Genomic DNA, 25,270 nt, shown 5'->3' on the forward strand with positions numbered 1-25,270 from the left:
CTAAAATGATGCGGCTGCTGGCATTTCAGCTGCCCGATTGAACCGCCCTGCCCTGCCCCAACCGGCCTAACCAATCAAGCGCCCTAGCCGATCGGCAATGCCGAACGAGGCCAGGTCGTTGACGGTCGTGAACATCAGCAAGGCCAGCAACAGCGCCAGCCCGCCGCGGAACGCCCATTCCTGCGCCTTCACGCTCAATGGCCGCCGCCGCACCGCCTCGACCGTGTAGAAGGCAAGGTGGCCGCCATCGAGCATAGGGACTGGCAAGAGGTTGATGAATCCGAGATTAATCGAGAACAGGGCGAGAAGCTGGAAGAACTCGAACGGGCCAAGCGTTGCCTGCTGCCCGGCGATCTGCGCCATTTTCAGTGGACCGCCCAAATCCTTTGTCGACCGTGTTCCGACGAGAATCTGGCCAAGCCCGTCGATCATGGAGCGCGTTAAGCGATAGGTGTAGCCCACCGACATCGGGATGATCTCAGTCAGCGGCAGTCGCTCGAGCACCCGGTCCTGGCGACCGACGCCAAGCACGCCGACCTTGAACTTCTGGCCAAACTCATCCGCGATCTCTCGCGCACCGATGGTCACATCGAGCGATTGCGGCCGGCCCTCGCGGACGATGTCCATCCGCACCCGCTCGTCCGGGCGGATCAGGACGATCCGTTGCAGGTCCTCGAAACTGGTCGTTCGCTGTCCGTTGATGGCGACGATCTCATCAGCCGGGCGCAGGCCCGCCTTGGCCGCCGCGCTCGCCGGTTCGACCATGTTAACGATGGAAGGGGTGCGAGGCATGCCAAATGTCGCGAAGAACGCGGCAAAAATGGCGATGGCGAGCAGGAAGTTAGCCATCGGGCCGGCAAGAACGACCAGGAAACGCTGCCACACCGGCTTCAAATGGAAGGCCTGCGCACGCTGTGCTTCGTCGAGCCCGTCGTCGTTCCCGGGCTGGCTCGCGGCGTTCATATCGCCGACGAACTTGACGTAGCCGCCGAGGGGAAGCCAACCGACCTTCCAGCGCGTGCCGCGCTTGTCCGTCCAGCCGACAATTTCGCGACCGAAGCCGATCGAAAATGTCTCGGCGCCGATCCCGAACCATCGTGCGACGAGGTAGTGACCCATCTCGTGAATGAAAACGAGCGGACCAATCGCGAGCACGAAGGCAATCACGATGAACCACAGTGGCGGTTGGCTCAGCATTTCAGGCGGCACGCTCGCTCATCAAGTGGCGCGCGCTGTGCCTCGCCTCTCGATCGATGTCGATAACATCGGCGATGGAATGGGGCGGAAGCGCGGTCGAATGCGCCATAACCTCTTCTACAAGCGACGCAATCCCGACGAAATCGAGCCGGCCACCAAGGAACGCCTCAACCGCGATTTCATTCGCCGCGTTAAGCACGACCGGCGCTGACCCGCCCGCCTCCAGGGCCTCGCGGGCAAGGCGCAGGGCCGGGAAGCGTTCGGGATCCGGGGATTCGAAGTCGAGCCGTCCAATCGCGGCGAAGTCCAGCCGCTCCGCCGGACTTTCCATTCGATCCGGAAAAGCGAGAGTGTGGGCAATTGGTACGCGCATGTCGGCGCTGCCGAGCTGCGCAAGGATCGATCCGTCGACGAATTCAACCATCGAATGGATGATCGACTGCGGGTGGACGACGACGTCGAGCTGCGACGATGGCAGGCCGAACAGATGGTGGGCCTCGATCAGTTCGAGCCCCTTGTTCATCATGGTCGCGGAATCGACGCTGATCTTCGCGCCCATCGACCAGTTGGGATGCGCCACCGCCTGGGCGGGCGTTACTTGCGCCATATCGGCCTTCGACCTTGACCGGAACGGCCCGCCACTGGCGGTCAGGATGATTCGCGATACGGAGCGCGAGGACTGGCCGGCAAGACATTGGAAAATGGCGTTATGTTCGCTGTCGACCGGAAGGATGGTGGCGCCGTGACGAGCGGCGGTATCGGTCATGAGATTGCCGGCGGTAACAAGCGCTTCCTTGTTGGCGAGCCCGACCGTTTTTCCGGCCTCGACTGCCGCCATCACCGGTTCAAGGCCGGCGCAGCCGACGATCGCGGCCATGATCCAGTCCGCCTCACCGGCGGCGGCCGCAATCGTCGCTTGTCGCCCCCCGCCGCCTTGCAGTCCGTGTCCGCCAGCGCTTCCCGCAATCGTGGGAGCAGACCCTCGTCGTCGATGACAGCAGTTTTGGCGCCGCTTCTCCGGGCCGCCGCAGCAAGGGCGTCGACGTTTCGGGCGGCAGTCAGGGCGATGACTTCGAAATTGTCGGGATTTCGTTCGACGAGGTCGAGTGTCGATGTCCCGACCGACCCTGTCGCGCCAAGGATCGATACGCGCTTGCGGGTCACAGGAGACCGCCGAAAAGCGCTGCGGCGGTGAGGACGGCGACCACGACCAGCCCGTCTAGGCGATCGAGCGCCCCCCCATGGCCCGGCAACCAGCTGCCGCTGTCCTTGACGCCGGCTTTTCGCTTCATCCAGCTTTCGAACAGATCGCCGCCCTGGGCCGCAATCGCGAAGAAAGGCGCAAGGACGAACAGCGCGACAGGCAAGGCCGTCATCCACGTCCACGCCCCGGCGAGCAGCGCCGACGACACCGTTCCACCGACGAGGCCGGCCCAGGTCTTGTTGGGGCTGATCCACGGCGCCAGTTTCGGACCGCCGATGGCCCGACCGGCGAAATAGGCGCCGATATCGACCGCCCAAGTCGTGATGAAAACCCAGACCAGGAGCTCAAGACCGATGAAATGTCCGTCGACGATGGCGCGGTCACGGATCCAAAGCAGCGAAATGGCCGGAAGGAGGGCGTAAAGAAATCCGCCGACCTGCCAGCCGAAATCCGAGCCGCGAACCATCCGGCGCCATTCATACAGCATGACACAGGCCGCGGCGCCGACCAGGACGGCGAAAAAATAGCCGCCCCTGACCGCGGCGAGCAGGGCCACCGCGACGAGGACAGCGGCGGCGAAACTGCGCTTGGCGAGGTCGTTCATCGGCCGCCGAACCGGCGCTGGCGCTTGGCGAAGGTGGAGAGCGCATCGTTGAATGCGGCCTCATCGAAATCCGGCCACATCAGATCGACGAACAGCAATTCCGCGTAAGCTGCTTGCCACAAAAGAAAATTCGACAGGCGCATCTCGCCGGAGGTGCGAATGAGCAGGTCAAGGTCGGGCAGGTCGGAGGTCTGCAGTTCCCGCCCTATTGCAGCCTCGTCGATGGCAGCGGGGGATAGATCGCCCGAACAGCAGCGGATGGCCACAGACCGCGCGGCCTTAACAATCTCCTGTCGAGAGCCATAATTGAGCGCGACATTGAGAGTCAGCCGGCGGTTGCCCGCTGTGCGATCGACGGCCCGGCGCAGCTTGGCCGCCAATTCCGGCCCGAAAGCTTCCGGTTCTCCGATGAGATGAAGGCGGACACCCTCCGCCTCCAGAGTTTTGAGCTCCCGTTCCAGGTAGAAGCGCATCAGACCCGTCAGGTCGGCGATTTCGTCATCCGACCGCCGCCAATTCTCGGACGAGAAAGCGTAGAGGGTGAGAACTTCGACGCCCGCATCGGCCGCGGCGCGCATTGTCTTGCGCACGGCCTCGGCACCGGCGCGGTGCCCGGCGACGCGAGGCAGCCCCTTGCGTTCGGCCCAGCGGCCGTTGCCGTCCATGATGATGGCAACATGCCGAGGAACGGCCGCCCTGCCACCCGGTAGAGGCGCGTCGTCCGGCGCGGCGCGGCTACCCGTCACTTGCCCAGGATTTCCTGTTCCTTGGCATGGGACACGGCGTCGATGTCCTTGATCGTGTCGTCGGTCAGCTTCTGGACCTCAGCGTCGAGGCGCTTGTGCTCGTCCTCGCTGATTTCCTTTTTCTTCTCGTCAGCCTTGAGCGCATCCATGCCGTCACGGCGAACGTTGCGGACGGCGACGCGCGCTTTCTCCGCATATTGGCTGGCGAGCTTGGCCAGTTCCTTCCGCCGCTCCTCGGTCAGGTCGGGGATCGGCAGACGGATCATCTGGCCGTCGACGATCGGATTGATGCCGAGGCCAGCGTTGCGGATCGCCTTTTCGACCGATGTGATGTTGGACCGGTCCCACACCTGGACCGAGATGAGCCGCGGTTCCGGCACCGACACCGTCGCCACCTGGTTGAGGGGCATGTTGGCGCCATAGACCTCGACCTGTACCGGATCGAGCAGCGCGGTCGAGGCGCGACCGGTGCGCAGACCAGCAAGATCATGCTTCAGATTTTCGAGCGCACCCGTCATTCGGCGCTGAAGATCGGATTTGTCGTAGGCGGGCATCTCTCACTCCTTGTTGAGCACGACCGTCGCTGTTCCCTTCCCCGCCAGCACCTCGGCAAGATTGCCGGCCTGGCGGATGTTGAACACGACGATCGGGATATTATTGTCACGGCATAGCGCGACGGCAGCGGCGTCCATGATCTTGAGGTCTTCGGCCAGCACCCGGTCGAAGCCGATGCTGTCGTAACGGGTGGCGCCGCTGACCTTCTTCGGGTCGGCATCGTACACGCCGTCGACGCTGGTGCCCTTGAACAGGGCGTCGCACTTCATCTCGGCGGCGCGGAGCGCGGCGCCTGTGTCAGTGGTGAAATAGGGGCTTCCGACGCCGGCTGCGAAGATCACCACCCGGCCCTTGGCAAGGTGGCGCTCGGCCCGGCGACGGATGACCGGCTCGCACACCTGGTCCATCTTGATCGCGGATTGGACGCGCGTCTCTACGCCCATCTGTTCCAGCGCGTTCTGGACGGCGAGCGCATTCATGACGGTGGCGAGCATGCCCATATAGTCTGCCTGGGCGCGGTCCATGCCCTTGGCGGCGCCTGCCATTCCGCGGAAGATGTTGCCGCCGCCGATGACAAGGCAGATTTCGAAGCCCTGGTCCTTGGCCGCCTTCACCTCGGCCGCCATGCCGGCGACCGTGTCCGGATCGATGCCGAACTGCCCCGGGCCCATCAACGCCTCGCCCGACAGCTTGAGCAGGATGCGTTTGAAGCTGGGGCGGGTCATTCGGGCTCCTGGACCGTGGAAGCTGATCCGCCGAAACGACGACGGGGCGAAGGCGCTTTAAGACGCCCCCGCCCCGCTGCCAACCGCGAAGAATCGCGGGACGATCGCTTTTAGGCGACCGGTTCGTCCTTCTTGACGCCAGCCGCTGCGGCGACCTCGGCGGCGAAGTCGCTCTCTTCCTTTTGGATGCCTTCGCCGAGCTGGAAGCGCTCGAACGCCTTCAGCGTGATCGGCGAACCGGCTTCCTTGCCGGCCGCGGCGACGACGTCGGCGACCGGGGTCTTGCCGTCGATCACGAACAGCTGGCTGAGCAGCGCATTTTCCTTGCGGAACTTGGCCATCGAGCCTTCGACCATCTTCTCGACGATGTTGGCCGGCTTGCCGCTCTCGGCCGCCTTTTCGACTGCAATCGCCTTTTCACGGGCGAGCAGGGCGGCGTCAAGGTCGTCGGCGTTGAGCGCCAGCGGGTTGGCGGCCGCGATGTGCATCGCGATCTGCTTGCCCAGCGCGTTCAGCGTCTCCGCAGGGGCCGCACCTTCAAGCGCGACCAGCACGCCGATCTTGCCCATGTTGGGCGCGGCGGCGTTGTGGACGTAGCTGACGACGGCGCCTTCGGCGACTTCGAGCAGCTTGGCGCGGCGCAGCGACTGGTTCTCGCCGATGGTGGCGATGTTGTCGGTCAGCTTTTCCTCGACCGTGCCGCCGCCCGGATAGGCCGACGCCTTGAGCGCGTCGACGTCACCGCCACCAGCCAGCGCCAGCTGCGCGACGTTGCGGACGAAATCCTGGAACTGCTCGTTCTTGGCGACGAAGTCGGTTTCGGAGTTGACCTCGACCACCGCACCCTTGGTGCCTTCGACGGCGACGCCAACAAGACCTTCAGCGGCAGTGCGACCGGCCTTCTTGGCAGCGGCGGCGAGACCCTTGGCGCGCAGCCAGTCGACCGACGCTTCCATCTCGCCATTGTTTTCGGCCAGCGCCTTCTTGCAGTCCATCATGCCGGCGCCAGTGCGCTCGCGCAGTTCCTTCACCGAAGCAGCGGTGATCTCAGCCATGTCAAATCCTCCAGAGGTATTCTTGAAAATCGGAACGCGCCGCCGAGGCTGCAAGCCCCGCGACGCGTCCGAAAAGGTCAATCGCGTGCGGGCGTTACGCCTCGAGAGCGGCCTCGACCGGGGGTTCGGCCATCGCGCCGATGTCCTGGCCACGGGCCTGGCGTTCACCCGTCTTGCCCGAGCTCGCTGCACCGGCGATCGCTTCGCAATAGAGGCGGATGGCGCGGCTGGCGTCGTCGTTACCCGGAACCGGGAAGGCGATGCCGTTCGGGTTCGAGTTAGAATCGAGGATCGCGATGACCGGGATGCCGAGGACGTTGGCTTCCTTGATCGCCAGCTCTTCCTTGTTGGAATCGATGACGAACATCACGTCGGGCAGGCCGCCCATGTCGCGAATGCCGCCCAGCGACTTCTCGAGCTTGTCGCGCTCGCGGGTCTGCTGGAGGACTTCCTTCTTGGTGAGACCGGTGGTGTCACCCGACAGCTGCTCCTCAAGGCTCTTGAGACGCTTGATCGAGTTCGACACGGTCTTCCAGTTGGTGAGCATGCCGCCCAACCAGCGGTGATTGACGAAGTGCTGGCCCGAAACGCGGGCGGCTTCGGCCACTGCGTCCTGGGCCTGGCGCTTGGTGCCGACGAACAGCACCTTGCCGCCACGGGCGACGGACTGCGACACGAAGTCGAGCGCGCGGGCGAACAGCGGAACGCTCTGCGACAGGTCGATGATATGGACGCCGTTGCGGTCGCCGAAGATGTACGGCTTCATCCGCGGGTTCCAGCGGTGGGTCTGGTGGCCGAAGTGGGCGCCAGCTTCGAGCAATTGCTGCATCGTGACGACGGGGGTCGCCATGGGGATAGTCTCCTTCCGGTTGTGCCTCGGCGGAACCTGTGACCGACTGTCGCCGGCACCGGTATGGTGGCTCCGCCTGTGGAATGCGCGGGCCCCTAGCCTATCGGAAAATAGTTTTCAAGCGTCCCAACACCTTAGTCAAACGAGAACATTGCGGGAACGATTTGGGCTTGACCACTCGAGAACAAAAAAGGAACTTGGCTGAATTCAGGGATCAATTCGTCTCGTTTCGGAACAATGCGAGTTGCAATGAGTTTCGAGGCACAACTTGAAGGAACCGCCGATGACCGCGCCTCTCGTCACGCTAGTCTTCCTGATTGCCCTCTGGTCGTTCGGCAAGATGATGATCGACATGATCGCCGCCGACGGCTCCAAGATCGCCGCCGCGCTCCGCGGTCAGTCGCTGCTGGCGCATCCGCCGCAGGTCACGCGCCCGGTCAGCGTGCGCTACCAGCCGCGGGCAGGATCGGTTCGCCGTCCGGTGCACGTAACGCCTGAGTGGCGCGCCGCCGCTTGACCCGCGCGTAGCTGGCGAAGCTCATCGGCAGCAGCGCCAGGTAGAGCAGCGACACCACCAGCAAGGTCCAAAATGGCACGGTCAGAAGTGCAGCGCCAAGCAAGGCGATCCCGGCCAGGGCGAAGAGACGCCAACCACTGCGGATTCGGATCGAGGTCCAGCTGAAAGTCGGCAGGCTGGAGATCATCAGCGCGGCGACAAACAGCGTCCAGCCCATCACCAACGGCCATTGGCGAAACATGTTTTCGCCCGTGACCAGCCACAGGTAGATCGGCACAAAGGCCAAGCCGGCGCCGGCGGGCGCCGGAACGCCGGTGTTGAAACCGGCCGACTTATGCGGCTGGTCGCCCTTGTCGATCCGGGCGTTGAAACGCGCCAGGCGCAGCGCGCAGCAAACCGCCAGGGCCAGCGAGGCGATCCAGCCGAAGCGCGGTGCGGTCTGAAGCGACCACAAGAACAGGATCAGCGCCGGGGCCGTACCGAACGCGATGTTATCCGAAAGGCTGTCGAGTTCTTCGCCGAACTTGCTCTGGGCGCGCAGCAGACGCGCGATGCGCCCGTCGAGCCCGTCGAGTACCCCGGCAACGATAATCGATCCGAGGGCGCGGTCCCACTCGCCCCGATTGCAAAGCGCACACCGGTCAGGCCGAAACAGAGCGCGATCGCTGTAACGGCGTTGGGCGCCATCGCCCGGAACGGAAGGCCCCTGCCCGGCCGGTCGCCTTCGCTCACTGGCTGGAGCCCACGCGCTGTTCCGCGTCGCCGATCCGTCCCAGCACCGTTTCACCAGCGATCGTCCGCTGGCCCAACAGAACCTGGCTGGCGGTGCCGGCGGGAAGGTAGACGTCCACACGGCTGCCAAAGCGGATCAGGCCGATGCGCTCACCGGCGGCGACGCGGTCACCTTCCTTGACGAAGGCCATGATGCGTCGGGCAACCAGCCCGGCAATCTGGGTAAAGCCGATGGCAGTGCCGTCTTCGCGCTCGACCAGGAAATGCTGCCGTTCGTTGTCCTCGCTCGCCTTGTCGAGGTCGGCGTTGAGGAACTTGCCAGGCACGTAGGCGATGCGGCGGATGGTACCCGCGATCGGCGAGCGATTGATGTGGACATCGAACACGCTCATGAAAATCGAGACGCGGGTGAATTCGCCGCTCAGGCCATTCTCGCCGGCCAGCTCAAGCGGGGCGGGAACGCGCTTCACCATGGTCACCAGCCCGTCGGCGGGCGCGACGATCAAGGCCGGGTCCTGCGGAGTGGTGCGGATGGGATCGCGGAAGAACGCCGCGACCCACACCGTGACACCCACCAGCAACCAGCCGAGCAGGTCGGGCAATGCCCAAAAGGCGATCAGCGTGATGAACGCCGCGATGACGGTGAATTTGCGGCCCTCGGGATGGACCGAGGGAAAGCGCCACTTGACGGTTGTCAGATGGCTGTCGGGCTTGTCGATAGAGTCCATGGATTGATCCCTTAGGTCGAAGGGCAACGCCCGGCAATCCGCGCGGTTGCCTTGCCACCCGCGCTTGCCTAAGGCCGCGCGCAATCCCTTTCACGCCGCATACAGGACGTTTTCCATGGCCAAGATCAAAGTGAAAAACCCCGTCATCGAGATCGACGGCGACGAGATGACCCGGATCATCTGGCAGTGGATCCGTGAGCGGCTGATCCAGCCCTACCTCGATATCGACCTTCACTATTACGATCTTTCGATCGAGAACCGCGATGCGACCGACGACCAGGTGACGGTCGATGCGGCGAACGCGATCAAGCAGCATGGCGTCGGCGTGAAGTGCGCAACGATCACCCCCGACGAGGCCCGCGTCGAGGAATTCGGCCTGAAGAAGATGTGGAAGTCGCCCAACGGCACGATCCGCAACATCCTCGGCGGCGTGGTCTTCCGTGAGCCGATCGTCATCGACAACATTCCCCGGATCATCCCGGGCTGGACCGACCCGATCGTCGTCGGCCGTCACGCCTTCGGCGACCAATACAAGGCGACCGATTTTAAGGTGCCAGGCAAGGGCAAGCTCACCATCAAGTGGGTTGGCGAAAATGGCGAGGAAATCGAGCACGAGGTTTTCGACTTCCCTTCGGCCGGCGTCGCGATGGGGATGTACAACCTCGACGAATCGATCCGCGATTTCGCCCGCGCCAGCCTGAACTACGGCCTGCAGCGCGGCTGGCCGGTCTACCTCAGCACCAAGAACACGATCCTGAAGGCCTATGACGGCCGCTTCAAGGATATCTTCGAGGAAGTCTACAACGCCGAGTTCAAGGCGGACTTCGAGAACGCAGGCATCGAATATCAGCACCGCCTGATCGACGACATGGTTGCATCGGCGCTGAAGTGGAGCGGCAAGTTTGTCTGGGCCTGCAAGAACTACGACGGCGACGTACAGTCGGACCAGGTGGCGCAGGGCTTCGGATCGCTGGGCCTGATGACCAGCGTCCTGATGACCCCGGACGGCAAGACGGTCGAGGCGGAGGCTGCGCACGGCACCGTCACCCGTCACTATCGCCAGCACCAGCAGGGCAAGGCGACTTCGACGAACCCGATCGCGTCGATCTTCGCCTGGACCGGCGGCCTCAAGTTCCGCGGCCGGGTCGACGAGACCCCGGACGTCGTGAAGTTCGCCGAGACGCTGGAGCGGGTCTGTGTTCGTACCGTCGAGGAAGGCAAGATGACGAAGGACCTGGCCATCCTGGTCGGCCCGGACCAGCCATGGATGACCACTGAGCAATTTTTCGAGGCGATCCGCGAAAACCTCGAAAAGGAAATGGCCGCCTGGGCCTAAGCGGTTGAAAAGGCGTCCGGCGAGCGCACCCGCTCTCGCCGGACGCCGAGCCCGATCAGCCGGCCGGGGATCCGGCGAAGCAGCGGAAAGCGGTCGAGCAGCTTGACCAGCGCCGGCGCGCGCACGGGTCCTCCGCCCAGCACCCGCCCGATGACATTGTCCTGCGCTGCCTTCTGGCCCGCCTGGATCAACCGGGTCGGCAGCAGGCGGCGTTCCTGGACCTTCGACAAGAGGTGATCGACAGCTTCCCCTCGCGCCAGCGGAGCAGCGAGGATATTGGCCGTGGCGACCGCATCCTGGATGGCGAGGTTGATTCCGATCCCGCCGATTGGTGACATGGCATGCGCGGCATCGCCGATCGCCAGCAGACCAGGCCGCGACCATTCGATCAACCGATCGAGCGACACCGTCAGCAAGTGGAGCTCCTCGCGCGATTTGAGAACCTCGCCTGATAAGTCGAGATCGAGAAAGGCTTTCTGCATCTCGCTGCGAAGCCATTCCATTCCTCGGCCGATCACGGTGCCGGCCGTGCCCTTGGGGATCAGATAGGCGGCCTGCCAATAGGTATCGCGGTCGATCAGGACCGCCATGCGACCTTGCGCGACGGAACCGCGCAATGCCTCGCCCCCGTCGCTCACCTTGGGTAGCCGGAACCAAAGCACGTCCATCGGCGCACCCAGGGATTCCACCTTGAGCATGCCGGTCGCACGGACCAGCGACGATCGGCCGTCGGCGGCGACGACCAGCCTGCCTGCCCGCTCCTCACGGCCCGATCGATAGCGGACGCCGGCAATGCGGCCGCCTTGCTCGACGAAGCCGGCGACCGGCTCTTCCATCGTGAGCGCGAAGGTTGGCAACTCCGTCGCATGGTCGCGAAGGAAATCGAGGAAGTCCCACTGCGGCATCATTGCGATGAAAGGCGCCGGGGTGTCGAGATGCGATAGATCGCCGATCGTATACTCGCGATTTTCGATGGCGATCCTGGCGCTGTCGATCCTGTTGTGGGGCCGGGACAGGAAGTCGCGAAGGAGCCCTAGCTGGTCGAGGATCTCCATCGTCGAGGGGTGGACGGTGTCGCCCCGAAAGTCGCGAAAGAAGTCGGCGTGTTTTTCGATCACCTTGGTGCTGATGCCCGCTCGAGCAAGCAGGTAGCCGGTCATCATGCCGGCCGGTCCGCCGCCGACGATCAGGACATCAGCCATGGCGGAGTGACGATGATGTCATGTGCCGACAATGTCAGAATTGCCGACGTTGCGGAAGCGCGTCAGGCCTTCTTTAGAGCCGAGGGTTTATGCGCCGCGCGCTTGCCGCTCTTGTCGCTTTCGACCAGATATTCGGGATTATCCTTGCTGGCGGCAACCTTGTGCCCTTGATCTGGGTCGGCGATGTCAGCTTGCGGACGACCTTCCCAGTCGAATGGCCGCCGCTGGAATCCCAGGACACCTTGTCGCCCTTGTGCAAATTTTCGGTCATGACTGCTCCTCGGCGACATCAACGTATTTTTGCGTCGTCGGTGCCGTGACTTGGGCGCTTGGCCGTGTAACAGGCACGGCGTGGCTGGAACGTTGAGCATGACCCCCGCGCTGAGCGACGCGCTGACCATTCTCGGCGCGGCGGGCATCGTCATTCCAGCCTTCGCCCGGCTCAGGATCAATCCGGTCATCGGTTTCATCATGGTCGGCATCATCGCCGGACCTTACGGACTCGGTTCCCTAACCGGCCAGTGGCCGTGGTTGTCGTACCTGTCGATCTCCGATCCGGAGGGTATCGCACCGTTCGCGGATTTCGGGATCGTCCTGCTTCTTTTCACGATTGGCCTGGAGCTCAGCTTCCGCCGGCTGATTGCCATGCGTGGGCAGGTGTTCGGTGTCGGTGCGGCGCAACTCTTCCTGAATGCGGCGCTAATCGGCGTGGCGTTGTGGATTGGCGGGATGGCGCCGCGCAGCGCGTCCTGGCTTGCTGTGGCACTCGCGATGTCATCGACCGCCCTGGTCCTCCCGATTTCGGGTACACAGGGTGCCGTCGGCAAGACTGCACTTGCAATGCTTCTCTTTGAAGACCTGGCGCTGGTGCCCATCCTGCTGCTCATCGGCGCGGCTGCTGGCAGCTTTGGCCAGATTGCGCTTCACGGCACCATCGCGATCGCCGCCATTCTGCTGGTCGGCCGCTTCGTACTGCCCGTCCTATTTGCGCAAGCCGCACGCGCCAAGAAGCCCGAGTTGTTCTTGGCGATCTCGCTGCTGGTCGTCATCCTGTCCGCCTTCATTACCGCGGAAGTCGGCCTGTCGCCCATCCTTGGGGCCCTGATCGCCGGCCTGGTCATCGCGGAGACGGATTATGGCCACGAGGTCGAACTGGTCATCGAGCCGTTCAAGGGGCTGGCGCTGGGCGTCTTTCTGATCACGATCGGGATGCGCATCGACCTCAGCTCCCTGGCGGATAACTGGATCCGAGTCGTCGGTGCACTGACCGTCGTCCTCCTGATCAAGGCCGTGGTGACCGGCGCCCTCATTCGCCTGTCCGGCGGTGCCAGGGGACGGCGGCGGAGGCCGGATTACTGATGGCGAGCCCTTCGGAAACCTCGTTGATCGTCCTCGGTGCCGCAGGCGTTGCCGGGATCATATCGCAGGAGACGGTGTCCTTCTGGTCAGCCGCGACGGCAATCGGGCTGACGCTGACACCGCTGCTCGCCAGCATCGGCCAGTCGGCCGCCCGCCGGGTCGATCGCGCGGCGGTCGAGCGTGAACACATCGGGCCGGTCGCCGGCAAGACCGTTATCCTCGGCTTTGGGCGGGTCGGACGGATGGTTGCCGACATGCTCGGCCAGCATGAGCGCGAATATATCGCGATCGACAGCGACATCGACGGTCACCTGGAGGCGCGCCGCGCCGGATATCCCACCATCTTCGGCGATGCGTCGCGCCGGGATATGCTGGAACGGATGAGCATTGGTGAGGCGGTCGCGGTGGTCCTGACCATGGACGATCCCGTGTTGACGGCGCGAATCACTCGCCTGCTTCGCGAAGAACATCCTTCGCTGCCCATCATAGCCCGCGCCCGCGATGCGGATCATGCCGCCGCACTTTATCGGGCGGGTGCAACTGACGCGATTCCTGAGACGCTCGAAGCATCGCTGCAATTAAGCGAAGCGGTCCTGATCGAGCAGGGCGTGGCGATGGGCAAGATCATCGTGTCGGTTCATGAGAAGCGCGAACAGCTTCGAGAAATGATCCGGTCGGATGCCCGGATGGAGCACAGCCCCCGGCTCAAGGGACTTGAGCGGTGAGCGACACTCCCATCGTGTCGGCCATCGTTACCGTCTTTAATCGAAAGGCGACGGTCACCGCGGCGGTCGACAGTCTCCGCCGGCAGACGGTCAACGACATCGAGATCGTCGTCGTCGATGACGGATCGACCGATGGGTCGCCGGAAGCTGTCGCCGCCCTTGCCGACCCCCGCGTGAGGGTTGTCCGGCATGACTGCAATCGCGGCATTCCGGCCGCTCGAAACACGGGATTATCGGCGGCGCGGGGTCGGTTCATCGCCTGGCTCGATAGTGACGATCTTGCCAGACCGAATCGGTTCGAGCGCCAACTCCGCTTCCTGGAGGCACATCCCGATATCGTGATGTGCGGGAGTTGGGCGGGGCGGATCGGCACCAAGGGGATGAAACGCGGCGCCAGGGTAAGCGTCACCGAACCCGAGGAAGTGAAACCGGCCCTCCTATTCCGAAGCTGCTTTCAGCAATCGTCGGTTTTCGGACATGCGGAGATATTGGGGCGCGAGTCGTACCGCCTTGAATTCCCGGTTTGCGAGGACATCGACCTGTTCGTGCGCCTGTCGCGGACGCATCGGATTGCCAATATGGCGGAAATCCTGGTGGATAGGCGACAGCACGACGGACAGACCGTCCAGCGAATGGCCGACCTGATCCGCGACCGAAAGGCGGCCATTTACCAGCCGCTGCTCGAGCAGCTTGATCTTGAGCCGTCCGGCGAAGACGTCGAGCGCCACGTCCGCATCGGCAATCCCGGACGCGGCGACGTCAACGAGGCGTTGATTGCCTGGGCCGAGGCATGGCTGACGCGCATCAAGCGGCACAACGATTGGAAACAGATCTACGACTGCGGGGGATTGGACCTGGCCGTCGGCGTCGTTTGGCTCAGACTGGCGCTTGCTTCCCGGAAAACTCACGGCTTCGCCGCGTTCGGTCGCGCGCTGAGCTCGCCACTGCTCCGCCCGCTTCTCGATCGACGGGGCCGCGGGCTGGCCCGGTCAGCAATCCCAGCGATGCTTGGCTGGAACCGTGTCCAGAGCGACGGGAACCAAACGCACGTGCCGCGCCTTGTGAGCCGGTGAGCGATACCCCTCCCCTTGATTGTCTCGTCATCGGCGGCGGCCCGGCTGGGCTGACCGCAGCGATTTACCTGTCACGCTACCACCTCGCCATCATGGTGGTCGACGGCGGCAAGAGCCGCGCCGCGTGGATCCCGACCAGTCATAACCATGCCGGCTTCCCTGACGGGATCAATGGCGTCGAGCTTCTGGAGCGAATGCGCGAGCAGGCGCGACGATTCGGCACGAAGATCGAATCCGGACAGGTGACGCGGCTTGAGCGTGATATCGACACCGGCCTGTTCACCGCTGAGTGGGGATCAGGCCCGGTCAGGGCCCGATCCGTGCTGCTTGCCACCGGCGTTACCAACCGCCGCCCCCCGATCGATCCAGAAATTCATGACGACGCCATGGCCCGGGGCCTGATCCGCTATTGTCCCATTTGCGACGGTTACGAGGTAACCGACAAGCGCGTCGGAATCATCGGCACCGGCGAGCGCGGAGTTGCGGAGGCTGTCTTCCTTCGCAGCTACACCGGCGACGTCACGTTGGTCGCGCCCGACGGCGCGCACCAGCTTGCCTCAGAAGAGTTGGATCGGCTGAAGGCGGTCGATATCCGCCTGGTGGACGGACCGATCACGCACATCGAACCGGGTGAAAGCACGATCGCAGTTCAGGCGTCGGAAGAATTGACCTTCGACAGCATCTACCCGGCCCTGGGATCGGACACGCACATCCAGCTTGCCGAAATGGTGGGCGCGACCCTGACCGAGGATTGCTGCATCGGGGTCGACGATCACCAACGCACCGATGTGGACGGCCTCTACGCGGCCGGCGACGTTGTGCACGGCCTCGACCAGATCAGCCATGCCATGGGTGAAGGTGGCGTCGCGTCAACCACGATCCGCAACGACCTGGCCAAGCTGTCTCCCCTGCTTCGCGATCCCGTCGGCGAGGAGAGCCTCGATAAGCTCGAATCCGGCGCTTAGGCGAGGAAGTCCGGGTCGAGGACGATGCGGTCGTCGTCGAGGCGAGCGACCGGATCGCGAAACGGCACCAGGCTCTTGCGGCCGGAGGGAAGCTCGACCTCGATCAGGTCGCCCGCTCCGAAATTTTCCACCGCGACGACCGTGCCGATCGCGTTGCCGTCCTCGTCGAGGCACGGCAGCCCGATCAGGTCGGCGTGGTAATATTCGCCTTCGTCCAACGGAGGCAGGGTGTCGCGTTCGACTTCGATCAGCGAGCCGCGCAACGCCTCGGCGGCGGAACGGTCGGTGACGCCCTCGAAGCGGGCGATCGCGGTCTTGCCGGCCTCTTTTGCGGAAAGCAGCCGCAGGGTTTGACCGCCGACGAACACGTTGGGCTGGGCAGCGAGGCCGGCAATGCTGTCGCCGAACAGCTTGAGCCTGACCTCGCCCTTGATCCCATGCGCCCCGGCGACCGCGGCGAGCGCGACGCGCTTGCCCGCCCCGGTCTCCGATGACGTCATGCCTTACTCGGCCTTTTCTTCGGCCTCGCCCTCGGCCGGAGCCTGGGCACTTTCACCGGTCACTTCGGTCGGCTCGTCGCCGGCGTCGCTGTTCGGGGTCGCTTCGTTGGCTTCCTGGCCGGCCGACGCTTCGACGGCGGCTTCCGTCGCTTCTGCCGAAACCGGCTCGGCCGGGGCTTCCTCGCCAGCCGACGCTTCGGTGGCGGCTTCGGCGGCGACAGGTTCGTCAGCCGGGAGGTCGGCAGTGTCCGACGGCGCCTGCTCGGCGGCGACTTCGGTCTCCTCGGTCACAGCCGGCTCGGCGGCGGGCTCTTCGGCCGGCGCGGCCGCGGCCGCCGCCTTGGCTTCCTCAGCCTCGGCCAGCTTGGCTGCACGCTCTTCGGCGCGCTCCTTGGCCTTGTCGCCCGGTTCGGCCTTCTTCGGATTGTTGCGGGCGGCGCGCTCCCGGATGCCGGCGGCATCGAGGAAACGGGCGACGCGGTCCGACGGCTGCGCGCCGACGCTCAGCCAATGCGAGATGCGGTCGGCGTCGAGCTTCACGCGCTCCGGCGAATCCTTGGCCAGCAGCGGGTTGTAGGTGCCGACCTTCTCGATGAAGCGTCCATCGCGCGCGTTCCGGCTGTCGGCGACGACGACGCGGTAATAGGGGCGCTTCTTGGAGCCGCCACGGGCGAGACGAATTGCAACTGCCATTTCTTCTTCCTTCAGTCTAATCAGTGAATTACAGGTTATTTCTTCGAAAACTTGTCAAAACCGGGCGGGAGGTTGAAGCCGGGCCCGCCGCCGAGGCCGGGAAGCCCCGGCATGCCGCCAGGAAGCTGGCCGCCGGGGCAAGTCCGCCGAGCGCCTTTTCCATGCCGCCGCCGCCGAACATCGCCGCCAGCTTGCCGAAACCGCCTAATTTCTTCAGGCGCTTCATCGCGTTGGCCATCTCCTGATGCATCTTCATCAGCTTGTTGACCTCCTGGACGGTGGTCCCGCTGCCCTTGGCGATGCGGATCTTGCGCTTGGCGTTGATGAGGTCAGGCCGTGCCCGCTCCTTCGGGGTCATCGAGCTCATCATGGCTTCGAGGCGGACCAGCGCCTTGTCGTCCACCGCGCCCGGCTTCACCATGCCCTTCATGCCCGGCATCATGCCGGCCAGCGCGCCGAGGCCGCCCATCCGCTGCATTTGCGAAATCTGAAGCCGAAGATCATCGAGGTCGAACTTCCCCTTGGCCATCTTGGCCGCGAGCTTTTCCGCATCCTCGATCTGCACGGTCTCGGCGGCGCGTTCGACCAGGCTGACGACGTCGCCCATGCCGAGGATGCGCCCGGCGACACGCGACGGGTGGAACGCCTCAAGCGCATCCATGGCCTCGCCGGTGCCGGCGAACTTGATCGGCTTGCCGGTAACCGAGCGCATCGACAGCGCCGCGCCGCCGCGCGCATCGCCGTCCATGCGGGTCAGGATGACGCCCGACAGATCGACTTCGCCGGCGAATCCCTTGGCGACGTTGACCGCGTCCTGCCCCGTCAGGCTGTCGACGACGAGCAGCGTTTCGACCGGCTTCGACGCCGCGGCGACCGCCTTCATCTCGCTCATCAGCGCATCGTCAACGTGGAGGCGGCCGGCGGTGTCGAGCAGGAGGATGTCGAAACCCTGGAGACGGGCCGATTGCAGCGCGCGCTCGGCGATCGCGACCGGCTGCTGCCCAGCGACGATCGGCAGCGTCTCCACCCCGACCTGGCGACCAAGCACGGCCAGCTGCTCCTGCGCCGCCGGGCGGGCGACGTCGAGCGAGGCCATCAGGACCTTTTTGCGGTCTTTCTCCTTGAGCCGCTTGGCGAGCTTCGCGGTCGTCGTGGTCTTACCCGAGCCTTGCAGGCCGACCATCATGACGACAGCGGGCGGATTAACGTCGAGGTGAAGGTCCGCTCCTTCCCCGCCGAGCATCTCGGTCAGCGCGTCATTGACGATCTTGACGACCATCTGGCCCGGCGTGACCGAGCGGATTACTTCCTGGCCAACGGCCTGCTCGGTGATCTTGTCGACGAATTCGCGGGCGACCGGCAACGCGACGTCCGCCTCGAGCAGGGCGACGCGCACTTCGCGCATCGCGGCGCGCACCTCGTCCTCCGACAGCGCGCCGCGACCGCGGAGCTTGTCGAAGACGCCGGACAGGCGGTCGCTCAGGCTTTCGAACATCCAAAACTCTCCAACGCGACAAGGCGAAAACGCATGAGACGCCGGCGGGCGAAACCTCGCCGGCCAGCGCGCATCCGTGGACGCTTCATCGATGTCATGTCCGTTAAGACAGGGCGCCCTACGCGCGGGGGACGCGAAGGTCAAGGTTCAGAAGGCGGCGCCAAGCGCCAGCGCTTCCCGTTCTTCCGGTGTCGAGACCCTTCCCAATGCCTTGTTGCGGCCGGGAAAGCGGCCGAAGCGCATGACTTGGTCCCGGTGCCGCCGTGCGAAATCGAGGGTGTTCGGATCGCCAAGGCGCTCAAACTCCGCGACGCTGCGGTCCTGCATGGCCACGTCCTCGCTGTGCATCAGTGGCATCAACAGGAACTGACGCCACGGCGGCGGCGTAGTGTCGATCCAGCCGCGTTCCAGAGCCTCCAGCGCGAGCGACAAGGCGAGCGCGTCGGCCTCGAATGCTCGGGCCGTGCCGCGATGAACGTTTCGGCTGAACTGATCGAGCAAGACAATCGCTGCGGTCAGGGCAGTCTCGTTGTGACGCCACGCCGCCGCACGGTCAGCCAGCACCTGATCGCGCAGTGCGCCGAAGCGACGAGCAATATGGGCATCGAGCTCTGCGTCCTTGGCGAACCACCTCTCCTCGCCAACTTCGTCGAACCAGAAGGCAAGGACCGCTTGCGCCGCGTCCGATGTCACCTCGGACCGCGAGGTCCACGCGGAGCGCCGCCCGGACGGCCGCCGCCAGGTCCGCCACCCGGGCCTCGCCGGCCGGGACCTTTGCGATTGTCGCGGCGATCGGTCGGGACGCGCCGCTCCCGCTCCGGCACGCGATCGATCGGCCGCGACTGCATTTCGGCCTTCGGGCCAATGGCGTAGCCGTCCTTGAGGAACTGGTTGAACGCAGTGCGGACGCTCTGGTTGACCGAATCCTGCAAAGCCTTGGGCAAGTCGGCAAAGGCGGCATTGCGGTGAACGCCCTGGAGATCGCGGAGCAGATTGTTGGGCAAGCCACTGGCGCCGGCGCGAAGGGCCTCGATCGCCTCGACGACCGCGGCGATCAGGACGGATTGCATGACGTCGGACGCCGATTTGGTCACTTCGCTTCCTCTCATTGACCCGCCGCCGGTGGACGAACGGGCGAACGCCTCCTAAGTCCGCGCTCGTGACGCGGCAATTCCACAAGATGCATGGGCTCGGCAACGATTTCGTCGTGTTCGATGCGCGCGCCGAGCCGCTGACGGTGACACCGGCGCTGGCGCGGGCGCTTGGCGACCGGAAAACCGGGGTTGGATTCGACCAGTTGATCGTCCTGACACCGAGCCCTGCCGCGGACCTGCGCATGGACATCTGGAACGCCGATGGCGGCATGGCGGAGGCGTGCGGCAATGCCTCACGCTGCGTCGTCGCGCTGACCGGGGCGCAAACGATCGAGACTGAGGGCGGGGTAATCGAGGGAGCGGCAATCGGCGCGGAGGTCGAGGTGGCGATGGGCGAGCCCCGCTTCGACTGGAACCAGATCCCGCTGGCGGATGCGATGGACACGCGGCCGTTGCCGCTGGCATGGGACGAGCTGGCGTCTCCCGACGCAGTCAATGTCGGCAATCCGCATCTCTGCTTTTTTGTGCAAGACAGCGACGCTATCCCGTTGGAAAAACTGGGGCCGCAGATCGAACATGACCCCGCATTCCCGGAGCGGATCAACGTCAATGTGGCGTCGGTCGAGCCGGATGGGTCGCTGAAACTGCGCACGTGGGAGCGTGGGGCGGGCCTGACCTTGGCGTGTGGGACCGGGGCCTGCGCCACGGGCGTTGCGGCGATCCGTCGGCGACTCGCGACCTCGCCGGTGACGGTGCGGACGCACGGCGGCAACCTGATGATTTCGTGGGCGCCCGGCGAGCCGGTGCGGATGCGCGGCGCCGCGACCCACGTCTTCACTGGCACGATCGACCTGGATTCCCTACCCGCGTGAGCGTCGAGACGATCACCCTGGGCTGCCGGCTCAATTTCGCCGAGAGCGAGGCGATGCGCGGTCTCGCGCCCAACGGCGCGCTGGTCGTCAATAGCTGCGCCGTGACCAACGAAGCCGTACGACAGACGCGCCAAGCCATCCGCCGCGCCCACCGCGAACGGCCAGGACGGCCAATCATCGTGACCGGCTGCGCGGCCCAGCTTGACCCGCAGGCGTTCGCCGCGATGCCCGAAGTGGCCAAGGTCATCGGCAATGCCGACAAGTATCGCGCAGCCGCTTTTTCCAGCGATTCCAGGGTAGTGGCCAGTGACGTCATGACGGCAGCCGCACCGCCAGTGGCTGCGGGGTTTCTGGCGCGTGTGCGGAGTTTCGTCGCGATCCAGAGCGGCTGCGACCATCGCTGCACCTTCTGTTCGATCTGGCAGGCGCGCGGGCCAAGCCGCTCACTGCCTTACCCCGCGGTGCGCGAGGCAGTGGAGCGTGAGTTGCTGGGGGGCGCGCGGGAGATCGTACTCACCGGGGTCGACATCACCAGTTACGAGGGCGGGCTTGGCGCGCTGTGTCAGCGACTGCTGACCGAGGTGAGCGGGTTGAAGCGGCTCCGTTTGTCGTCCCTCGACAGCATCGAGGTAGACGACGCCCTGCTGGAGTTGTTCGGCGACGCGCGGATGATGCCGCATGTTCATTTGTCGCTGCAGGCCGGCGATGACCTGATACTCAAGCGGATGAAGCGGCGGCATTTGCGTGCCGACGCGGTGCGGCTGGTCGAACGGCTCAAGGCCGAGCGCGACGTCAGCATCGGTGCCGACCTGATTGCCGGATTCCCGACGGAAACCGCAGAGGCCGCAGCCAATACACTGCGCCTGATTGAAGATTGCGACATCGTCGCCGCCCACGTTTTCCCCTTCTCGCCTCGGCCCAACACCCCGGCCGCGCGAATGCCACAGGTGGAACGTGAAATCGTCAAGGCGCGCGCCGCCCGGCTGCGCGACCGGGCATCGGCCCACCGCGACGCGTGGTTGCAGCGACTAGTCGGGACGGCGATGCCGGTGCTGATTGAAAACAGTGCCAAGGGGCACAGCGACCAGTTCGCGCCGGTCCGCATCGACGGATCGACCCGCGGCGACAGTGGCATTGCTAGGATCGTCGGGCGCGACGACCAGCATCTAATCGGGATTTTTTAATGAGTTGGCTCGAACGCCTGACAGGCGGTTTTAAAAAGACGGCGGACCGGGTCGGAGAGAATATCGCTGGCCTCGCAACGAAGCAGGCGCTCGACTCGTCGACACTCGACGACATTGAGGAGGCGCTGATCGCGTCTGATCTTGGCCCGGAAGCGTCGCGGCGGATCCGCGAAGCGATCGCCTCCCGCCGCTACGAGCAGCTCGACGAGCGCGGGCTGCGGACCATCCTCGCCGAGGAGATCGAAGCGATTCTGGCGCCGGTCGCCAAGCCGCTCGATGTGTGGGGCTTTCCTCGGCCGCACGTCATCCTGGTGATCGGCGTCAACGGCAGCGGCAAGACGACCACCATCGGAAAGCTTGCCCACCTGCTGCAAGAGCAGGATTATGGCGTCATGCTGGCGGCCGGCGACACGTTCCGGGCGGCGGCCATCGAGCAACTCAAGATCTGGGGCGACCGGATCGGCGCGCCGGTCATCACCGGCAAGGAAGGCGGGGATGCGGCCGGTATCGTCTATGACGGGGTCAAGCAGGCGACCGCGACCGGAATCGACGCTCTGATCGTCGACACCGCCGGGCGTTTGCAGAACAAGGCACACCTCATGGACGAGCTGTCCAAGGTTCGCCGTGTGTTGGGTCGCCTGAACCCGGAGGCCCCGCACGACGTTCTGCTCGTTCTCGACGCCACCACCGGGCAAAATGCCCTCAACCAGATCGAGGTCTTCAAGGAGAGCGCGGGCGTGACTGGCCTCATCATGACGAAACTCGACGGCACCGCCCGCGGCGGCGTGCTGGTGGCGGCCGCCGAGAAGTTCGGAATGCCGATCCACGCGATCGGCGTCGGCGAGGGTGTCGACGATTTGCGACCGTTCGACCCCAAGGCGGTGGCGCGGGCCATAGCGGGCTTGCCGGCATGACCGACGCTACTTCGCGCAAGGAGCTTGGCGGCGGCATGCGCCTGGCGCTCGACCTCGGCCCCCTCCTCCTCTTCTTCCTTGCCAACGCCAAGGTCGGAATCTTTTTCGCGACCGGCGTCTTTATCGTCGCCATCCTTGTTTCGATGGCGGTCAGCTACGCCCTGGTCCGCCACGTGACCGCGCTGCAGATGTTTTCGGCGGTGATGGTGGTGGTGATGGGCGGCCTAACCATCTGGCTTCACAACGAAACCTTCATCAAATTGAAGCCGACGATCTACTACGGCTTCGTTGCGGCGATCCTGGGCTTCGGACTGGCGACCGGGCGGCCGCTCCTCAAGAATGTACTCGGCGGCGCCTATCCGGGACTGGATGCGGAAGGCTGGCGCAAGCTGACGCGCAACTGGGCGCTGTTCTTCGTCGTCATGGCCATCGCCAACGAGCTTGTCTGGCGCAACAGCAGCACCAGCTTCTGGGTCGGATACAAGTTGTGGGGCGCGATTCCGGCCACGCTCCTCTTCGCCATCGCCAACGTGCCGATGCTGATGCGGCACGGCCTTAACAAGGAGGACGCCGTGAACGCATCCGAACCGGCGCCCGTCGAATGAGCGAGCCTATCCTCAGCATCAAGGGCCTGACCAAAGTCTATGGCAGCGGCCAGGAAGCGTTGAAAGGCGTCGATCTCGACATCATGCCGGGCGAGATTTTCGCCCTGCTCGGTCCGAACGGTGCGGGCAAGACGACCCTGATCTCGATCGTGTGCGGCATCGTTACCGCCAGCGGCGGGACCGTGACCGTCGCCGGCCATGATAACCGAACTCATTTCCGCGCCGCCCGAACCCTGGTTGGGCTGGTGCCGCAGGAATTGACTACCGATGCCTTCGAGACGGTGTGGGCCACCGTCAGCTTCAGCCGCGGCCTTTTCGGCAAGCCGCGCGACGACAAGAAGATCGAGGATATTCTTCGACGGCTGTCGCTATGGGACAAGCGCAAGGCGAAGATGATGGAATTGTCTGGCGGCATGAAGCGCCGGGTGATGATCGCCAAGGCGTTGAGCCACGAACCCGCACTGCTGTTCCTCGACGAACCCACCGCCGGAGTCGATGTCGAGCTTCGCCGCGACATGTGGGAAATGGTCCGCAAGCTGCGGGCCGACGGGACGACCGTGGTTCTGACGACCCACTACATCGAGGAGGCCGAAGAAATGGCCGACCGCGTCGGGGTCATTCGCCAGGGCGAACTGGTGGCGCTGGGCGACAAGGCCGAACTGATGCAGCGCATGGGCAAGAAAACCCTGAAAATCGCGCTCGACGAACCGTTGGCCACCGTCCCGCCCGAGCTGGACGAATGGGGACCAGTGCTCGAGGATGACGGATATACGCTGTGCTATCGCTTCGACAGCCACGCCGAGACTACCGGCATCGGCGGCCTGATGCGCCGCATCGACACCCTCAACCTGGGTTACAAGGACCTATCGACCCAGCAATCTAGCCTTGAGGACATCTTCGTGAGCCTGGTCCATGGCGAGAGGGACGCGGCATGAACTGGTCGGGCATCAAGGCGATCTATTACTTCGAAATGGCTCGGGCGGGACGCACGCTGTGGCAGAGCCTCGTTGCACCGGTGATCACTACCTCGCTGTACTTCGTCGTCTTCGGGTCGGCGATCGGTGGGCGGATGACGGACATGGCCGGCGTCGATTACGCCAGCTTCATCGTGCCCGGCCTGATCCTGCTGTCGGTCCTGACGCAGTCGATCTTCAACGCCAGCTTTGGCATTTATTTCCCGAAGTTTACCGGCACGATCTACGAACTACTCTCAGCGCCAATATCACCCATCGAGACGGTTATCGCCTATGTTGGCGCCGCGGTCAGCAAGTCAGTGGTGCTGGCGCTGGTCACGCTGTTGACGGCAACGCTGTTCGTGCCAGTGCAGATCGCCCACCCGGTGCTGATGGTCATCGCGCTGATCCTGATTTCAACCGCCTTCTGCCTGCTCGGCTTCGCGATCGGCATCTGGGCCAAGAATTTCGAGCAGTTGCAGGTCGTGCCGCTGCTGGTGGTGACGCCTCTCACCTTCCTTGGCGGCGTCTTTTATTCGACTGCCGCGCTCGGCGAGCCGTGGCGCACGGTAATCCACGCCAACCCGATCCTCTACCTGGTGTCGGGCTTTCGCTGGACCTTCTTCGAAATCGTCGATGTGCCGCTGACCGCCAGCATTGCCGCGTTGGCGCTGTCCATCGCGCTTCCGCTGGCGGTCATCGTCTGGATCTTCAAGACCGGATACCGGCTGAAGAGCTAACCCTGCTGGTCGGCGCGCGAAACGCCCTGGCCGTCAAGGTTCTGGGCAACGAAGTCCCAGTTGATGACGTTTTCGAGCACGGACTTTAGGTAGCGTGGCCGCTCATTGCGATAATCGATGTAGTAGGCATGCTCCCACACATCGAGCGTCAGCAGCGGTGTCATGCCGTGAACGACCGGCGTGTCGGCGTCGTGAAGTGACGTCACTTCCAGCTTGCCGTTGTTGAGGATCAGCCAACCCCAGCCCGACGCGAAGTGGTTGGCGCTCTCGGTGGCGAGCTTTTCCAGCAAGGTGTCCTGACCGCCGAAGTCGTTGTCGATCATCTCTTTCAACTTGCCCGACGGCGCGGTCGCACCGGCCGGAGCAAGGCATTGCCAGAAGAAGCTGTGGTTCCAGATCTGGGCACTGTTGTTGAACAGACCCTTGTCGCCCTTGTCCTTCGCGGCCTTGATGACCTCGACCAGGGAGGCGCCTTCAAGCCCCTTCTCGCCGAGCATGCCGTTGGTCTTGTCGATATAGGCCTTGTGATGCTTGCCGTGGTGATAGTCGAAGGTCTCGGCAGACATGAAATCGCCGAGGGCGTCCTTGGCAAAAGGCAGGTCGGGAAGCGTGAAGGCCATTGGGGCAACTCCTGGGTTAGATGCGTC

Annotated in this window: 25 protein-coding genes and 5 pseudogenes; 12 read left to right on the forward strand and 18 right to left on the reverse strand. The window is 64.4% G+C overall.

Annotated elements, in window-relative coordinates:
• Nucleotides 1–66: 66 nt before the first annotated feature.
• The 8 genes and pseudogenes from H9L12_RS05120 to rpsB all read right to left on the reverse strand — a co-directional run bounded on the left by H9L12_RS05120 (nt 67) and on the right by rpsB (nt 6,936).
• Nucleotides 67–1,197 carry a M50 family metallopeptidase gene (locus H9L12_RS05120; RefSeq protein ID WP_187542893.1) on the reverse strand — a complete coding sequence of 377 codons (1,131 nt, stop codon included), beginning with the start codon at nt 1,195–1,197 and terminating at the stop codon, nt 67–69.
• 1 nt (nt 1,198) lies between these two features.
• Nucleotides 1,199–2,361 (reverse strand): annotated as a pseudogene (locus tag H9L12_RS05125) (1-deoxy-D-xylulose-5-phosphate reductoisomerase).
• Complete coding sequence (locus tag H9L12_RS05130) at nt 2,358–3,005, reverse strand: phosphatidate cytidylyltransferase (RefSeq protein ID WP_187542894.1); 648 nt, start codon at nt 3,003–3,005, stop codon at nt 2,358–2,360. The pseudogene H9L12_RS05125 and the gene H9L12_RS05130 overlap by 4 nt, the downstream one beginning before the upstream one ends.
• Nucleotides 3,002–3,670 carry a polyprenyl diphosphate synthase gene (gene uppS / locus H9L12_RS05135; protein ID WP_187543168.1) on the reverse strand — a complete coding sequence of 223 codons (669 nt, stop codon included), beginning with the start codon at nt 3,668–3,670 and terminating at the stop codon, nt 3,002–3,004. Before uppS ends, H9L12_RS05130 begins: the two co-directional genes overlap by 4 nt.
• A gap of 77 nt (nt 3,671–3,747) precedes the next feature.
• Complete coding sequence (frr, locus tag H9L12_RS05140; protein WP_187542895.1) at nt 3,748–4,305, reverse strand: ribosome recycling factor; 558 nt, start codon at nt 4,303–4,305, stop codon at nt 3,748–3,750.
• 3 nt (nt 4,306–4,308) lie between these two features.
• A complete protein-coding gene (gene pyrH, locus H9L12_RS05145; protein WP_187542896.1) occupies nt 4,309–5,031 on the reverse strand; it encodes a UMP kinase in 723 nt (240 codons plus the stop codon).
• A 110-nt stretch (nt 5,032–5,141) separates the two neighbouring features.
• On the reverse strand, nt 5,142–6,086 hold the full coding sequence (gene tsf / locus H9L12_RS05150) for a translation elongation factor Ts (protein ID WP_187542897.1): 945 nt from the start codon (nt 6,084–6,086) through the stop codon (nt 5,142–5,144).
• A gap of 94 nt (nt 6,087–6,180) precedes the next feature.
• A complete protein-coding gene (gene rpsB, locus H9L12_RS05155) occupies nt 6,181–6,936 on the reverse strand; it encodes a 30S ribosomal protein S2 (RefSeq protein ID WP_187542898.1) in 756 nt (251 codons plus the stop codon).
• Between the two features lie 283 nt (nt 6,937–7,219).
• On the opposite strand from rpsB, the gene H9L12_RS05160 reads away from it, so the two are divergent.
• A complete protein-coding gene (locus H9L12_RS05160; protein WP_187542899.1) occupies nt 7,220–7,453 on the forward strand; it encodes a hypothetical protein in 234 nt (77 codons plus the stop codon).
• Here H9L12_RS05160 and H9L12_RS05165 read toward each other — a convergent pair.
• Nucleotides 7,374–8,140 (reverse strand): annotated as a pseudogene (locus H9L12_RS05165) (CDP-alcohol phosphatidyltransferase family protein). The gene H9L12_RS05160 and the pseudogene H9L12_RS05165 sit on opposite strands and share 80 nt — an antisense overlap.
• Before the next feature lie 41 nt (nt 8,141–8,181).
• The gene (locus H9L12_RS05170) at nt 8,182–8,913 is read right to left on the reverse strand and encodes a phosphatidylserine decarboxylase (protein ID WP_187542900.1); all 732 of its coding nucleotides are present in this window, start codon (nt 8,911–8,913) and stop codon (nt 8,182–8,184) included.
• A gap of 115 nt (nt 8,914–9,028) precedes the next feature.
• Here H9L12_RS05170 and H9L12_RS05175 point away from each other — a divergent pair, with 115 nt between their 5' ends.
• Entirely contained in the window at nt 9,029–10,249 is a 1,221-nt protein-coding gene (locus H9L12_RS05175) for an NADP-dependent isocitrate dehydrogenase (protein ID WP_187542901.1), read from the forward strand.
• Here the strand turns inward: H9L12_RS05175 and H9L12_RS05180 are convergent.
• A complete protein-coding gene (locus tag H9L12_RS05180; RefSeq protein WP_187542902.1) occupies nt 10,246–11,451 on the reverse strand; it encodes an FAD-dependent oxidoreductase in 1,206 nt (401 codons plus the stop codon). The two genes, H9L12_RS05175 and H9L12_RS05180, sit on opposite strands and share 4 nt — an antisense overlap.
• 62 nt (nt 11,452–11,513) lie before the next feature.
• A complete protein-coding gene (locus tag H9L12_RS05185) occupies nt 11,514–11,822 on the reverse strand; it encodes a hypervirulence associated TUDOR domain-containing protein (protein WP_246450630.1) in 309 nt (102 codons plus the stop codon).
• Here H9L12_RS05185 and H9L12_RS14085 point away from each other — a divergent pair.
• Genes H9L12_RS14085 through H9L12_RS05195 form a run of 4 tightly spaced genes read left to right on the forward strand, consistent with a single transcriptional unit; the run spans nt 11,821 to nt 15,573 of the window.
• A complete protein-coding gene (locus H9L12_RS14085; RefSeq protein ID WP_343060496.1) occupies nt 11,821–12,810 on the forward strand; it encodes a cation:proton antiporter domain-containing protein in 990 nt (329 codons plus the stop codon). The genes H9L12_RS05185 and H9L12_RS14085 overlap by 2 nt on opposite strands.
• The gene (locus H9L12_RS14090; RefSeq protein ID WP_343060497.1) at nt 12,810–13,535 is read left to right on the forward strand and encodes an NAD-binding protein; all 726 of its coding nucleotides are present in this window, start codon (nt 12,810–12,812) and stop codon (nt 13,533–13,535) included. The genes H9L12_RS14085 and H9L12_RS14090 overlap by 1 nt, the downstream gene beginning before the upstream one ends.
• Nucleotides 13,532–14,608, forward strand: coding sequence for a glycosyltransferase family 2 protein (locus H9L12_RS13445; protein ID WP_246450631.1), 1,077 nt, complete (start codon nt 13,532–13,534; stop codon nt 14,606–14,608). Before H9L12_RS14090 ends, H9L12_RS13445 begins: the two co-directional genes overlap by 4 nt.
• The gene (locus tag H9L12_RS05195) at nt 14,605–15,573 is read left to right on the forward strand and encodes an NAD(P)/FAD-dependent oxidoreductase (protein ID WP_246450632.1); all 969 of its coding nucleotides are present in this window, start codon (nt 14,605–14,607) and stop codon (nt 15,571–15,573) included. Before H9L12_RS13445 ends, H9L12_RS05195 begins: the two co-directional genes overlap by 4 nt.
• Here the strand turns inward: H9L12_RS05195 and rimM are convergent.
• The 5 genes and pseudogenes from rimM to H9L12_RS05220 all read right to left on the reverse strand — a co-directional run bounded on the left by rimM (nt 15,570) and on the right by H9L12_RS05220 (nt 19,355).
• Nucleotides 15,570–16,073 carry a ribosome maturation factor RimM gene (rimM, locus tag H9L12_RS05200; RefSeq protein WP_187542904.1) on the reverse strand — a complete coding sequence of 168 codons (504 nt, stop codon included), beginning with the start codon at nt 16,071–16,073 and terminating at the stop codon, nt 15,570–15,572. The two genes, H9L12_RS05195 and rimM, sit on opposite strands and share 4 nt — an antisense overlap.
• 192 nt (nt 16,074–16,265) lie before the next feature.
• Nucleotides 16,266–16,766: pseudogene (rpsP, locus tag H9L12_RS05205) on the reverse strand (30S ribosomal protein S16); the annotation flags it as partial.
• A gap of 35 nt (nt 16,767–16,801) precedes the next feature.
• Nucleotides 16,802–18,261 (reverse strand): annotated as a pseudogene (gene ffh / locus H9L12_RS05210) (signal recognition particle protein).
• A 147-nt stretch (nt 18,262–18,408) separates the two neighbouring features.
• Nucleotides 18,409–18,954, reverse strand: coding sequence for a DUF924 family protein (locus H9L12_RS05215; RefSeq protein ID WP_187542906.1), 546 nt, complete (start codon nt 18,952–18,954; stop codon nt 18,409–18,411).
• Nucleotides 18,951–19,355: a hypothetical protein gene (locus H9L12_RS05220; RefSeq protein WP_187542907.1), complete on the reverse strand. Its 405-nt coding sequence runs from the start codon at nt 19,353–19,355 to the stop codon at nt 18,951–18,953. The genes H9L12_RS05215 and H9L12_RS05220 overlap by 4 nt, the downstream gene beginning before the upstream one ends.
• A gap of 65 nt (nt 19,356–19,420) precedes the next feature.
• On the opposite strand from H9L12_RS05220, the gene dapF reads away from it, so the two are divergent.
• The 6 genes and pseudogenes from dapF (at nt 19,421) to H9L12_RS05250 (ending at nt 24,623) form a co-directional block, all read left to right on the forward strand.
• The gene (dapF, locus tag H9L12_RS05225; RefSeq protein ID WP_187542908.1) at nt 19,421–20,227 is read left to right on the forward strand and encodes a diaminopimelate epimerase; all 807 of its coding nucleotides are present in this window, start codon (nt 19,421–19,423) and stop codon (nt 20,225–20,227) included.
• Between the two features lie 53 nt (nt 20,228–20,280).
• Nucleotides 20,281–21,273, forward strand: a pseudogene (locus tag H9L12_RS05230) (radical SAM protein); the annotation flags it as partial.
• A 137-nt stretch (nt 21,274–21,410) separates the two neighbouring features.
• Nucleotides 21,411–22,325: a signal recognition particle-docking protein FtsY gene (ftsY, locus tag H9L12_RS05235; protein ID WP_187542910.1), complete on the forward strand. Its 915-nt coding sequence runs from the start codon at nt 21,411–21,413 to the stop codon at nt 22,323–22,325.
• On the forward strand, nt 22,322–22,930 hold the full coding sequence (locus tag H9L12_RS05240; protein ID WP_246450633.1) for a septation protein A: 609 nt from the start codon (nt 22,322–22,324) through the stop codon (nt 22,928–22,930). The genes ftsY and H9L12_RS05240 overlap by 4 nt, the downstream gene beginning before the upstream one ends.
• Nucleotides 22,927–23,865 carry an ABC transporter ATP-binding protein gene (locus tag H9L12_RS05245; protein WP_187542911.1) on the forward strand — a complete coding sequence of 313 codons (939 nt, stop codon included), beginning with the start codon at nt 22,927–22,929 and terminating at the stop codon, nt 23,863–23,865. The genes H9L12_RS05240 and H9L12_RS05245 overlap by 4 nt, the downstream gene beginning before the upstream one ends.
• A complete protein-coding gene (locus H9L12_RS05250; RefSeq protein ID WP_187542912.1) occupies nt 23,862–24,623 on the forward strand; it encodes an ABC transporter permease in 762 nt (253 codons plus the stop codon). Before H9L12_RS05245 ends, H9L12_RS05250 begins: the two co-directional genes overlap by 4 nt.
• Here H9L12_RS05250 and H9L12_RS05255 read toward each other — a convergent pair.
• Nucleotides 24,620–25,243 carry a superoxide dismutase gene (locus H9L12_RS05255; protein WP_187542913.1) on the reverse strand — a complete coding sequence of 208 codons (624 nt, stop codon included), beginning with the start codon at nt 25,241–25,243 and terminating at the stop codon, nt 24,620–24,622. The genes H9L12_RS05250 and H9L12_RS05255 overlap by 4 nt on opposite strands.
• Nucleotides 25,244–25,270 lie beyond the last annotated feature (27 nt).

The sequence above is a fragment of the Sphingomonas rhizophila genome (assembly GCF_014396585.1).
Lineage (GTDB): Bacteria > Pseudomonadota > Alphaproteobacteria > Sphingomonadales > Sphingomonadaceae > Sphingomicrobium > Sphingomicrobium rhizophilum.